Source organism: Chromohalobacter beijerinckii (assembly GCF_023061185.1).
Classification (GTDB): Bacteria; Pseudomonadota; Gammaproteobacteria; order Pseudomonadales; family Halomonadaceae; genus Chromohalobacter; species Chromohalobacter beijerinckii.
In genome coordinates this window covers 138,211-151,232 of record NZ_JAKGAK010000005.1, presented here as the reverse complement: position 1 = coordinate 151,232, position 13,022 = coordinate 138,211, and the positions used below count along the sequence as shown (strand labels likewise).

8 protein-coding genes are annotated in these 13,022 nt (G+C 60.9%); all 8 read left to right on the top strand.

Annotated elements, in window-relative coordinates; genetic code table 11:
• Nucleotides 1–39 precede the first annotated feature (39 nt).
• Entirely contained in the window at nucleotides 40–759 is a 720-nt protein-coding gene (locus L1075_RS06635; protein WP_246940930.1) for an ABC transporter ATP-binding protein, read from the top strand.
• Nucleotides 756–3,284: an ABC transporter permease gene (locus L1075_RS06630; protein WP_246940927.1), complete on the top strand. Its 2,529-nt coding sequence runs from the start codon at nucleotides 756–758 to the stop codon at nucleotides 3,282–3,284. Before L1075_RS06635 ends, L1075_RS06630 begins: the two co-directional genes overlap by 4 nt.
• Before the next feature lie 660 nt (nucleotides 3,285–3,944).
• Nucleotides 3,945–4,412 (top strand): REP-associated tyrosine transposase, encoded by a 468-nt coding sequence (locus tag L1075_RS06625; protein WP_246940924.1) that lies wholly within the window; start codon nucleotides 3,945–3,947, stop codon nucleotides 4,410–4,412.
• A 1,064-nt stretch (nucleotides 4,413–5,476) separates the two neighbouring features.
• Nucleotides 5,477–6,739 (top strand): serine hydroxymethyltransferase, encoded by a 1,263-nt coding sequence (gene glyA, locus L1075_RS06620; RefSeq protein WP_075370508.1) that lies wholly within the window; start codon nucleotides 5,477–5,479, stop codon nucleotides 6,737–6,739.
• Between the two features lie 241 nt (nucleotides 6,740–6,980).
• Nucleotides 6,981–8,762, top strand: coding sequence for a type I secretion system permease/ATPase (locus tag L1075_RS06615; RefSeq protein ID WP_246940921.1), 1,782 nt, complete (start codon nucleotides 6,981–6,983; stop codon nucleotides 8,760–8,762).
• Between the two features lies 1 nt (nucleotide 8,763).
• A complete protein-coding gene (locus L1075_RS06610) occupies nucleotides 8,764–10,152 on the top strand; it encodes an HlyD family type I secretion periplasmic adaptor subunit (RefSeq protein ID WP_246940918.1) in 1,389 nt (462 codons plus the stop codon).
• On the top strand, nucleotides 10,152–11,666 hold the full coding sequence (locus tag L1075_RS06605) for a TolC family outer membrane protein (protein ID WP_246940916.1): 1,515 nt from the start codon (nucleotides 10,152–10,154) through the stop codon (nucleotides 11,664–11,666). Before L1075_RS06610 ends, L1075_RS06605 begins: the two co-directional genes overlap by 1 nt.
• Nucleotides 11,644–13,020, top strand: a complete 1,377-nt coding sequence (locus L1075_RS06600; protein ID WP_246940913.1) for an undecaprenyl-phosphate glucose phosphotransferase — start codon at nucleotides 11,644–11,646, stop codon at nucleotides 13,018–13,020. The genes L1075_RS06605 and L1075_RS06600 overlap by 23 nt, the downstream gene beginning before the upstream one ends.
• Nucleotides 13,021–13,022: the final 2 nt, after the last annotated feature.

Here is a 13,022-nt window from a genome sequence, read left to right as displayed (position 1 = left end):
CGCATGCCTCTGCGTATCCAGGAAGAGGAATTATCACGCATGTCCGACGACTCCTTGAGTGAAGCGAAAGCTCCCATTTTACACGCAAGTCACGTCGCGCAGCGCGTACGTAGCGGTGAGCGAGTACTGACGATTCTCGACGACTTGGCGTTGGACGTCCATGGCGGTGAGAGCGTGGCTATTCTGGGTAGCTCCGGATCGGGCAAATCGACCTTGCTGGGCTTGCTGGCGGGGTTGGATACGCCTAGTGAAGGCGATATTCAGTTATTCGGTGAATCGCTGAATGTCCTGGATGAAGACGGCCGGGCGCGGCTGCGTGCCGGGCAAGTCGGGTTCGTGTTTCAGAATTTTCAACTCCTGCCGACTCTGACGGCGCTGGAAAACGTCCTGCTGCCTCAAGAGCTTGCGCCCTCGGGCGATGACGAGCAGCGAGCGCGCGCCTGGTTGACACGGGTCGGGCTCGGCGAGCGGCTTGACCATCTGCCCAAACAGCTCTCTGGCGGTGAACAACAACGTGTGGCGGTCGCGCGCGCCTTCGTCAGCCATCCTAGGCTGGTCTTCGCTGACGAGCCCACCGGCAACCTCGACCGAGCCACGGGGGCGCATATCATCGACTTGTTGTTCGAACTCAACCGGGAAATGGGCACGACCCTGATCTTGGTCACGCACGATCATGCCCTGGCGCGCCGCTGCGGACATTGTCTGCGCCTTGAGGAAGGGCGTCTGCAGGCCATGAGCCACGACGAGGTGGCTTCGTGAAGGCCTTCTCGCTATCGCTCAAGGGATTGTGGCGAGATCTTCGTGCCGCCGATGTGCGGGCGCTGTTCGTGGCGCTGGCGTTGGCGGTGGCGGCCTCGACGATGATCGGCTTCTTCCTCGATCGTCTCGACCGGGGGCTGACCCGACAGGCCGGACAACTGATGGGTGGCGACCTGGTGCTCGAGCAAGGTGACCCCTTCTCCGAGGAGCTTCGCCAGACGCTGCGCGATGCCGGGCTGACGCTCTCGCAGCAAGTCGACCTGATCTCGATGGTCAGTCGCGACGATGCCTTCCAACCGGCCAGCCTCAAGGTCGTTGACGCCGCTTATCCGTTGTATGGGCAAGTGCGCGTCGACCGCGGCAAGGGCCTGGAGAGGCTGGCTCACGGCCCTGTGCCCGGTAGCGTGTGGGTGGCGCCGCGTCTGGCGCGCCTGATGGAACTCGACATCGGTGACACGCTCGCGATAGGCGACAGCACGCTCACCGTGAGTGGCTTGATCGAGCGCGAGCCGGATCAGAGCGCAGGATTTTCGGCCTTCAATCCGCGGGTGATGATGCATCGCGATGACCTGGCGGCGACGGACCTGGTGCAGCCTGGCTCGCGGCTCGAATACGAACTGTTGGCCAAGGGACCGCCCGAAGCGGTGGCGCGTGTGGAGTCGCGTCTGGAGAGCCTGCGCGATAACGGTGTCGAAGTACGCGACGTGCGCGAGGATCGTCCTCGACTGGGCGGTGCACTGGATCGCGCCCAGCGCTACCTGAGCCTATCGGGACTGGCGGCAGTTTTGCTGGCGGGAGTGGCGGTGGCTATGGCCACACGTCGCTATGTCGATCGCCATTTGGATACTGCGGCATTGTTGCGCTGTTTCGGTGCTTCTCAGCGACAACTGGTGACATTGTTTGTCCTGCAGCTCGCCTGGCTGGCATTGGCGGCTGCGGTAGTGGGGGCGCTCCTGGGTCTGCTGGGACAGGCTGGCTTGCTGGTGATTCTGACGAATTTCTTGCCACTCGAACTGCCGCCGCCGGGACCATTGCCGCTATTGATGGGGGTGCTGACCGCGCTGGCGGTGCTCATCGGCTTCGCCGGTCCCACCCTGTTGCGTCTCAAGCGTGTGAGCGCGCTCAAGGTGCTACGGCGAGAACTCGACCCTGTACCCATGGCCGGCTGGGCCGTGGTGGTCATCGCCAGTGGGGTTTTCGGCGCCTTGCTGTGGTTGTATTCGGGCGATTTCACGCTCTCGCTGGGGCTTTTGATCGGCGGCGAACTGGCGCTGGCGGCCTTGTGGTTATTGGGCCACGGGCTACTCTCGGGGCTACTGCGACTGGTGCGAGGCGTCGCTGGCGAGCGCCGCCACGGCGCGCGGCACGCTTGGCGTCTCGGTGCGCGACAATTGGCCCGCCGCCGGCATGCCAGCTTGGGACAGTTGCTGGCCTTTTCGGTCACCTTTGCTGCCATGGCGATCATTGTTTTGGTGCGCGGCGATCTGGTGACGGCCTGGGAATCGCAATTGCCCGAGGATACGCCCAACTACTTTGCCATCAATATCCAACCGGCCGAGCGCGAAGGCTTCCGCGAGATCGTCGAGGGCGCCAGCGATACACGCAGTGCCCTGTATCCCATCGTGCGCGGACGGTTGGTGGCCATCGATGGCGACGCCGCCGAGGACGCAGTCCCGGCCGAGCAACGCGACGCCAACGTGCTGCGCCGCGAGCTCAATCTGACCTGGCGCGAGACATTGCCTGAGGGCAATCGCATCGTCGCCGGCGAATGGTTCGATGCGGACGCGCCTGCCGAAGACGGCCGCCCGGTGCCGATCTCCATGGAACAGGAGCTGGCCGAGCGCCTAGACGTGACGCTTGGTGAGGTGCTGCGCTTCGATATCGGCGGCGAAACGGTCGAGGGACGCGTCACCAGCCTGCGCAGCCTCGACTGGGAAAGCTTCCGGCCCAACTTCTTCGTGATCTTTCCTCCGAGGACGCTTGAGCGCTTCAGCCACAGCTATATCACGGCGTTTCACCTGGAAGATGAGCGCCAGACGGTCATCGGTAAGCTGGTATCGCGCTATCCCGGCGTCTCGCTGCTCAATGTCGACGCGATTCTCGAGCAAGTCCGCGAATTGCTGGGGCAAGTGACGCGTGCCATCGAATTGGTGCTGGTATTCGTATTACTTGCAGGCATCAGCGTGCTTTACGCCGCGCTCACCGCAAGCCGCCCGATGCGCGCGCACGAAAGCGCCTTGCTGCGTGTGTTCGGCGCCGGCGACCGGATGATCGCACAGATTCAAGGTGCTGAATTCGCACTGCTGGGCATTGCCAGCGGGCTGCTGGGCGCATTGCTGGCGGAAGCGGCGGCGCTGGGTGTCTACCTGATGTGGTTCGATCTACCGCCGCGCTTACATTGGCCGCTATGGGTCGTGATGCCCTTGGGCGGTGGGCTGCTCATTGGAGGCATCGGTCATCTGCTGACCCGCCAGGTACGTCGTCAAGCGCCCATGGAAAGCCTGCGGCTGTTGGGGGAAACCTGAGGTTTTCGATGGAGAATGCGGGTCGGGGAGCGAATTTATTCGCGATGGGGTGGCTCGAGGCTCCATCGGGAACAAGTTCCCTCCCACAAGGACGCAGGCCGAGCCTGACTCTCAAAGATAGCCTCCTGCCACAAAGGAGCGCAGGTTGAGCCTGACTCTCAGAGAGAGACTTCTGCATCTGATGAGAGCTGGGGTTGGTGGGAGCGAATTTATTCGCGCTGGGGTGGCTCAAGGCTTCATCAGGAACAAGTTCCCTCCCACAAGGGCGCAGGCCGAGCCTGTCTCTCAGAGATAGCCTCCTGCCACAAAGGAGCGCAGGCCGAGCCTGTCTCTCAGAGATAGCCTCCTGCCATAAAGGAGCGCAGGCCGAGCCTGACGCTCAAAGATAGCCTCCTGCCACAAAGGAGCGCAGGCCGAGCCTGTCTCTCAGAGAGAGACTTCTGCATCTGATGAGAGCTGGGGTTGGTGGGAGCGAATTTATTCGCGATGGGGTGGCTCGAGGCTCCATCGGGAACAAGCTCCCTCCCACAAGGGGCCTTGACCACGATGGCACCAAGGGAGATATGGGAGTTTATATATTAGATATTGTTTTATAAAAATAATATATTGTGCGGTGGGTCGGCCAACCATCAAGGCCGCAACAACGAGCATCGAGCGATTATGCCTAATAGCCACAAGCCAGGCTATAAAGCCCTGAGGGCAGGTCGGCGTTCCTTAACGGGTAACGCTTATCACATAACGACATGCACCCATCAGCGTAGGTACTTATTTAACGATTGGCTGCTAGCCCGGGTGGCCATAGGGTCGATGAAAGCCCTACACGATGATCAGTGCGTGGTTTCGCTATGCTTCGTGGTCATGCCCGATCATATCCACTGGCTTTTTACATTGGGCGAAAAACAGCCTTTATCTCACGTCGTGAAACGTTTCAAGGGACGCTCGGCGCAGTCCATAAACCGGTATTTAGCGCGGCAGGGCGTGGTCTGGGAAGAGGGTTACCATGATCACTTGATACGCGATGAAGAGGACTGGCAGGCAGTTGCTCGCTATATCGTTGCCAACCCGCTTCGGGCCGGGTTGGTAGAGGATATAGGCTGCTACCCGCATTGGGATGCTATATGGCTATGAACATCTTCCATCGGGAACAAGTTCCCTCCCACAAGGGCGCAGGCCGGGCCTGCTTCTCAGAGATAGCCTCCTGCCACAAAGGAGCGCAGGTTGAGCCTGCCTCTTAGAGAGAGACTTCTGCATCTGATAGAAAGCTGGGGTTGGTGGGAGCGAATTTATTCGCGCTGGGGTGGATCGAGGCTCCATCGGGAACAAGTTCCCTCCCACAAGGGCGCAGGCCGGGCCTGCTTCTCAGAGATAGCCTCCTGCCACAAAGGAGCGCAGGCCGAGCCTGTCTCTCAGAGAGAGACTTCTGCATCTGATGAGAGCTGGGGTTGGTGGGAGCGAATTTATTCGCGCTGGGGTGGATCGAGGCTTCATCGGGAACAAGTTCCCTCCCACAAGGACGCAGGTTGAGCCTGTCTCTCAAAGATAACCTCCTGCCACAAAGGAGCGCAGGCCGAGCCTGCCTCTTAGAGAGAGAGACTTCTGCATCTGATAGAAAGCTGGGGTTGGTGGGAGCGAATTTATTCGCGATGGGGGGCTCGAGGTTCCATCGGGAACAAGTTCCCTCCCACAAGGGCGCAGGTTGAGCCTTTCTCTCAGCGATAGCCTCCTGCCACAAAGGAGCGCAGGTTGAGCCTGCCTCTTAGAGAGAGACTTCTGCATCTGATAGAAAGCTGGGGTTGGTGGGAGCGAATTTATTCGCGATAGAAATGGGCACGCAAGAAGCCCCGCCGAGGATCGTTTGATCGTTCGGCGGGGAGGACCAAACTTGCAGGGCATTGTCGGTAAGCGGGCATCCATGCCCCATGCAATCCTTCCACTCGGCGACGAACTGCCGACGAGCAGCGCCACTGTAGCGTTCAAAGGCAAGGTGCAGAAGATGAGTTCACTCATCGCCACGTGCGGTTTTGGTCATCGCGTACATGCTTGAGCGATCCTAAAGCGACCATGAGAAATCATGCAGCGACGGATGACTGCCTTTCATATGAAAGGCATCGCGCGCTGCGCTATCATAGCGCTTCGTTGACCCCGTGCGGCGCCCGCCGCGCAGACCTTCCGTGATTCGAGGACTCTCGCCGATGTTCACCCGTGACATGCAGATTGCCGGTTTCGATGATGCCCTGTGGGACGCCATGCAGCAGGAGGTGGGCCGTCAGGAAGCGCACATCGAGCTGATCGCCTCCGAGAACTATGCTAGCCCGCGCGTCATGCAGGCGCAGGGTACGCAACTGACCAACAAGTACGCGGAAGGTTACCCCGGCAAGCGTTATTACGGCGGCTGCGAGCACGTCGATGTCGTCGAGCAGATGGCCATCGACTACGCCAAGGAACTATTCGACGCGAGCTACGCCAACGTTCAGCCGCACTCCGGTTCCCAGGCCAACGGCGCTGTGTTTCAGGCGTTGGTCAAGCCCGGCGATACCGTACTGGGCATGAGCCTCGACGCGGGTGGCCACCTGACCCACGGTGCCAAGCCGAACTTCTCCGGCAAACATTACAACGCTGTGCAGTACGGCCTCGACGATAACGGCCTGATCGATTACGACCAGGTCGCTAGTCTGGCGCGCGAGCACCAGCCGAAGATGATCATTGCCGGTTTCTCGGCCTATTCGCAGATCATCGATTGGGCCAAGTTCCGTGAAATCGCCGACGAGGTGGGGGCCTACCTGCTCGTCGACATGGCGCATATCGCGGGTTTGGTCGCGGCGGGTGTCTATCCCAGCCCCTTGCCTCATGCGCATGTGGTCACCACCACCACACACAAGACCCTGCGCGGACCGCGCGGTGGTTTGATTCTCTCCGCCGAAAACGACGCCGAGATCGAGAAGAAGTTTCAATCCGCCGTCTTCCCCGGTGGGCAGGGCGGCCCGTTGATGCATGTCATCGCCGCCAAGGCAATCTGCTTCAAGGAAGCCATGGAGCCCGACTTCAAGGCCTACCAGCAGCAGGTAGTGATCAACGCCAAGGCCATGGCCAGCGTGTTCATCGAGCGGGGCTATGACGTCGTCTCCGGCGGCACCGAGGATCATCTCTTCCTGCTCTCGCTGGTCAAGCAAGGCCTGACCGGCAAGGACGCCGATGCCGCGCTGGGCCGCGCGCATATCACCGTCAACAAGAACGCCGTGCCGGGCGACCCGCAGAGCCCGTTCGTCACCTCCGGGCTGCGTATCGGCACGCCGGCGGTGACCACGCGCGGCTTCGGCGAGAGTGAGTGCGCTGACCTTGCCGGCTGGATCTGCGACATTCTCGACGCCATGCAGCAGGGCGATACCGCGCAGGCGGAGGCCGACGTCAAGGCCAAGGTCGAAGCCGTCTGCGCGCGGTTGCCGGTGTATCGCTGAACAGAGTCTCAGACGACTTGAGCGGCAAGGTGTAATAGCATCGCGCTGACCGCCATGCCTCACCAAACAGGGCCATGCTCTCATCAAGAGAGCATGGCCCTGTTACATTGCCTTATCCTTTCTAACCGTTGAACATTATCTGTTACCCTATGCGGCTGTCATCATCGTCGGTCGCGCGACCTAGTGCCGACGACATTGCCGTCTTGAATTTCCTCATCCCTCATACCAAGCGAGTCGTTACATGGCGTCTTCCCAGTCACCCACCGATCTACAGTTGGCGCTTAAAAGCTGTCGACATTCGTTTGTCATGGTGGGCTTCTTCAGCATGTTCATCAACTTGCTCATGCTGGTGCCGCCGCTCTACATGCTGCAGGTCTACGACCGCGTCATCTCCTCGCGGAGCGAAGACACCCTGCTGATGCTCACCCTGGTGGTGGTGTTTCTATTCTGTGTCATGGGCGGGCTCGAGTTCATCCGCTCGCGTATTCTGGTACGCGTCGGCAACCGGCTGGATACGCAAATCAACGAACGCCTCTACACGGCCATGTTCCGCCGGGGCGTGTTGACCGCCGGACAACAAACGGCACAACCCCTCAGCGACTTGACCAACTTACGTCAATTCCTGACCGGCAATGGCTTGTTTGCCTTTTTCGATGCGCCCTGGACACCGGTTTTCATCGGGGTGCTGTTCCTGTTCGACGTCTGGTTCGGTGTTTTCGCCACCATCGCGGCGCTGATTCTGCTCGCGTTGGCCATCGCCAACGAGAAAGCCACCAAGGGGCTTCTCGCCGAAGCCAATAGCGAAAATATTAAAGCGCAGGACCTGGCCAACTCCAACTTGCGCAATGCCGAAGTATTGCATGCCATGGGTATGCTGCCCGGCATCATGGGACGCTGGTCGGCCAAGCATCACCATTTTCTGGCCAAGCAGTCCCAAGCCAGCGACCGCGCGGGCATGCTGTCGAATATCTCCAAAGTACTGCGCATGATGTTCCAGTCGCTGATTCTGGGCCTGGGGGCCTTGCTGGTTCTGGAAGGCGACTTGACGGCGGGCATGATGATCGCCGGTTCGATCCTCATGGGCCGTGCCTTGTCCCCCATCGACCAGATGATCGGTAGCTGGAAGGGCTTTGTCAGCGCGCGCAGCGCTTATCATCGCCTCAACGAATTGTTCGAGAAGGTGCCCGCCGAGCAACGCCGCATGTCACTGCCCGCGCCGGAAGGCCGGCTATCGATCGAAAGCGTCGCCGCCGCGCCGCCAGGCGCGCGTATGGCGACGATTCGCGGCATCAACTTCGAAACCGCGCCGGGTGAGCACATCGGTATCATTGGCCCCAGCGCCGCCGGCAAGTCCACCCTGGCACGCGTTTTGCTGGGGATCTGGCCGTCGCAGGTCGGCACGGTTCGCCTGGACGGTGCGGATATCAGTCAGTGGAACCGGGACGAACTGGGCCCCTACATTGGCTATCTGCCCCAGGACATCGAGCTCTTCGACGGCACCATCAGCGAGAACATCGCGCGCTTCGGCGAGGTCGATCCCGAAAAGGTCGTCGCCGCAGCCAAGAAAGCCGGCGTTCACGAGATGGTGTTGCAACTGGGCAACGGCTACGACACCTACATCAATGCCAGTAGCGGCGCACTCTCCGGTGGTCAGCGTCAGCGCGTCGGCCTGGCGCGGGCCCTGTATGACGACCCCGCCCTCGTGGTGCTTGACGAGCCCAACTCCAATCTCGACGACAACGGCGAGCGCGCCCTCAGCCAAGCCATCGAAACGCTCAAGCGAGAAGGTGCCACGTTGTTCGTCATCAGTCATCGCCAGAGTGTACTCAAGCACGTCGATCAACTGTTAGTGCTGAAGGACGGTCAGGTCAGCATGTTCGGCCCACGCGATCAGGTCATGGCGCGCTTTGCCCAAAAGGGTAACAAGCAGGGGCAGGACAGTAACGCTCGTTTGAAAGCCGTCCACGCCTCGCAGGGAACCCAGCCCGCTCCACGTCGCAACGATTCCACGCCGGAGGCGTAACATGGCGGAGAAAGACTCCTCCCAAGAGATTCAAACGGCATCCGAGCGTCGCGCCGCCTCGCCCGAAACCTATGAAGGTGAAAGCACCGTCGCGCAGCAGCACCCCCCGACCAGCGACAAACGCCATCGACGTCTGGGTGTACTCATCCTGCTGGTGGCCCTGGGCGGCTTCGGCGGCTGGGCCATGTGGGCCGAGCTCGCCGTCGCGGTCGTCGCCCCCGGCTCGGTCTCGGTCGAGTCCTTCAAGAAGACGATCCAACATTACGAAGGGGGCATCGTCAGTAAGCTGCCTGTCTCCGACGGCGACCACGTTGAAGCGGGCGATACCCTGATCGTGCTCGACAAGACCCAGGCCCAGTCGCAACTATCGATCGCCAAGTCGCAATACCTGATCAACCGCGCCGCCGAGGTTCGCTTGCTCGCCGAGCAAGCCGGCAACGACACCCTCAGTTTCCCCAAGGAACTCGTCGAGGCCGATACCCCGCGCGTACAAGAAGTAGTCGGCGTGCAGCGGGCGCTGTTCGCCGCGCGGCGCCAAGCTCAGCAAGGCACACTGGAAGGGCTCGATGAACAGATCGAACAAATGCGCGGCCAAATCGACGGGCTCGAACAACAGATCGGTATCAACCGGCAGCGCATTACGTCCCTGAAGGAAGAAGCCGCGGACTTTCGTTCGCTGTTCAAGGAAGGCTTGGGTGACAACCAGCGGTTACGTGAGCTGGAACGCCAGATTCTCGAATACCAGGGCCAGAACGCCCAGCATAAGTCCGAGATCGCGCGCTTGAAGTCGCAAATCAGCGAAAACAAGGTGCAGAAGCAAGTAAAACGTCAGGAATATCAAAAGGAAATCGGCGAGCAGCTACGCCAGGCGCAGTCTCAGATCGCCGACGCCGAGGAGCGCATCACCGCATTGAGCGACCAGGTCAAGCGTACCACCATCACGTCGCCGGTTTCCGGCACCGTGGTCGGCATGAAGGTACATACCATTGGCGCCGTGGTCCGCTCGGGCGACCCCATCATGAATGTCGTGCCCAGCAACGACGGCTTCGTCGTCGAGGCCCGCGTGCCCGACCGCGACATCGACAACATCTACAAAGGTCAGGAAGCCGAGATTCGCTTCAGCGCCTTCAACCAGCGCCTGACCAACGTCATTAAAGGCGAAGTTGCCAATGTGTCGGCCGACACCTTCGAAGACGAAGCGACGGGCTCTAAGTACTACAAGGCACGCGTACGCGTCACCGATGCTGGACGCGAGGATATGACCGACAGTATGCAGCTGCTCGCCGGCATGCCTGCGGAAGTATTAATCAAGACCGGAGAGCGCACATTCGCCAGTTATATCGCCAAGCCGATTACCGATATGCTGTCACGTGCGATGCGGGAGGAATGATGCGCGTTCGGCACTGCCTACTACCGTTAGCTTTGGGTGTCATGCTGAATCACTCGGCGCTGGCACAGGAAGAAGGGCGCACGCTGCCCGATCTTTCCGCGTACGACAACGCCAGCGACACCCTTCCCACCGGCGGGACTACCTCGCCGGCGCCAATGGACACCGAGAGTAGCCCTGTGCTGCCCTCGCTGCCGGGGCTGTTCGAGCAGGCGTTACGTCACGATGCCGATCTGTCCCAGCAGCGCTACCAGCTCGAAGCCACCCGGCAAGATATCCCCAAGGCTCAGGCCGGATTATTGCCCCAGCTCGAGGCGAGCGCCAGCTACAACTATCAAGAGTCGGAGAACTACTACACCGATAACCCCAGCTACGATCCCGGAAACGAGCGCGTCAATCCGGACTATGAGGCGCGCTATCAAGGCCGCACCAAGGACACGGTCTGGCAAGTACAGCTGACGCAGCCGCTGTTCAGCGTGGAGCGCTGGCGCCAGGTCGACAAAGCCGAGGCCCAGGTCGAAGCCAGCGAGTTCAAGCTGGCGGTAGGCGAACGTGACCTGGCACTGAAGGTCGCCGAGGCTTACCTGAATGCCTTTCTCGCCTCGCGCAAGCTGGGACTTCTCGATTCCAAGCGTGAATCCTTGAAGGCCAAGAGCCGGCAAGCGCAGCGTTCCTATGATCTTGGCGTGGGGGATCGCATCAACGTGCTCGAGGCTCAGTCGCGCCTCGACCAAGCCATCGCCGACCAGGTCAAGGCCGAGAACGAGCTTTCCAACGCCCGGAGCGACCTGCAGCGCCTGACCGGGCGACTACCTGATTTCGGTGCGCCAACGCTGGGCGACCTGACCCAGGCCGATGTCGACGCCGCCTGGGATGACACCGACACCTGGCTGGAGCGTGCCAAGACCAACCTCCAGGTCAAACTGGCGCGTGCGCAGCGCCGCGCCGCCCAGGTCGACACCGGCGTGCGCAGTGCCGGCCACTATCCGGAGCTCAATCTCAACGTCAGCTACTCCGATCGCGCCTCCAACGATCCCTTCCGCGAAAGCCAGGACGCCTCGGCCTCGCTGCAACTCTCGGTGCCCATCTACCAGGGCGGCTACACCTCGGCGGACGTGCGCCAGGGCGAGCTGACCGCCAAGGCCAGGCAAGCCGCTGTGACCAACGAGCTCAACCTGGCGCGCCAGGAAGCGCGCAAGCGCCTGCGCAGCCTGCAGGGCGGCGTGCGTCAGCTCGAAGCGCTGCAGCAGTCCATCCAGTCCAGCCGTTTGTTCCTGGAAGCGGCCGAAAAAGGCGAACAATTGGGCCTGCGCGACCTGGTAGATGTTCTCGATGCCCGCGCCGAGTTGTATGATCTGAGGATTCAGTTCGTCGAAGCCTTGCGTCAGTACCTGCTCGACGACCTCAACCTACAAGCGGCGGTGGGCGATCTGGGAACCCCCGATCTGGTGGATGCCATGGCGCTTCTCGGTCGTATCACGGGCAAGGATGTCAATGACCCCGAGAACAAGCGGTAGCGATATGCTGCGCATGGCGATGCGGTGTTTCGATGCCGGCATCGCCATGGGCGTGTCTTGGCTGGCCTTTCTGCTCATGCCCTCGCTTGCCTATCGCGAGGGCATCGAGTATCCGCTGTTGATTCTTGTCGGCTCGCTATTGCTGCCCGCCATGGGCGAGCTCTTCGGTCTCTACCGGCCATGGCGTGGGCGTAGCCTGTTTTCCATGTTTGGCGTCTATCTGCTGAGCTGGCTGACCACTATCGTCATCGTGTCGCTGTTTCTGGTCATGACCAAAAGCACCCACACCTTCTCCCGGTTGTGGATGGCGATATCGGCGGTGGGGGTTGCCGGCGTAGGGCTTGTGTTGCGGGGGGCTCTCTACCACTATCTGCGTCGCCTGCGCGCGGCGGGGCGCAACCTCAAGTGCGTGGTGGTCATCGGCACGCCGAGCAATGTCGAGCGTATTCAATCGCATCTGACGAGCATGCGGTATATCGGCTATCGTGTGCAGCGCACGATCCTGGTTGACGACCCCCAGTCGCTGCCCGGACGGATCGAGTCGCTCGTCAATGAAGCCACCTTCAAGCGAGATTTTCATGAAATCTGGCTGAGCCTGCCGCTCTCCCAGGGCGACACCGTCAAATGCATCGCCGAACAACTGATTGCGCTCCCGGTGGATGTCCGCTATTTCCCCGACCTGACGGATGTGCGCCTGCTCAACCACCGCATGACGCAGGTCGCCGACCTGTTCTCGTTGGACTTGAACTACAGCCCGCTGGATGGCGCCTCGCGCATCGTCAAGAACATTGAGGACCGGGTGCTGGGCGGGCTTTTGTTTGTCGGGTTTTTCCCTATCATGCTGCTCATAGCGCTCTTGGTCGCCTGCAACATGGGACGCCCGGTTCTCTTCAAGCAGCACCGGCACGGGCTCGACGGCAAACGCTTTCGCATCTATAAATTCCGCACCATGCGAGCGCACACTGCTGCTCCTTGCCTGCAGCAAGCGCAGCGCAGCGACCCTCGTATCACATCGCTGGGGCATTTCTTGCGTCGCACCAGCCTGGACGAGCTACCGCAGCTCTACAACGTGCTACAAGGGCGCATGTCGCTCGTCGGGCCGCGTCCCCACGCTATGGACCATAACGTCTACTACAAAGACGTCATCGCCGATTACATGCAGCGTCACCGCGTCAAGCCAGGCATGACCGGCTGGGCGCAAGTCAACGGCCTGCGCGGCGAGACGCGTGAACTGCGCGACATGGAAAAGCGCGTCAATTACGACCTCTTTTACATCAATAATTGGTCGCTCGGGCTGGACCTCAAGATCCTGGCGATGACCTTCAAGCGAGGCTTCTTCAACCACCAGCCGTGACG

Excerpts from the sequence above, each read along its gene's own strand:
- L1075_RS06635 (WP_246940930.1), top strand. The coding sequence starts at position 40 with ATGTCCGACGACTCCTTGAGTGAAGCGAAAGCTCCCATTTTACACGCA.
- L1075_RS06625 (WP_246940924.1), top strand. The coding sequence starts at position 3,945 with ATGCCTAATAGCCACAAGCCAGGCTATAAAGCCCTGAGGGCAGGTCGG.
- glyA (WP_075370508.1), top strand. The coding sequence starts at position 5,477 with ATGTTCACCCGTGACATGCAGATTGCCGGTTTCGATGATGCCCTGTGG.
- L1075_RS06615 (WP_246940921.1), top strand. The coding sequence starts at position 6,981 with ATGGCGTCTTCCCAGTCACCCACCGATCTACAGTTGGCGCTTAAAAGC.
- L1075_RS06610 (WP_246940918.1), top strand. The coding sequence starts at position 8,764 with ATGGCGGAGAAAGACTCCTCCCAAGAGATTCAAACGGCATCCGAGCGT.
- L1075_RS06605 (WP_246940916.1), top strand. The coding sequence starts at position 10,152 with ATGCGCGTTCGGCACTGCCTACTACCGTTAGCTTTGGGTGTCATGCTG.
- L1075_RS06600 (WP_246940913.1), top strand. The coding sequence starts at position 11,644 with ATGACCCCGAGAACAAGCGGTAGCGATATGCTGCGCATGGCGATGCGG.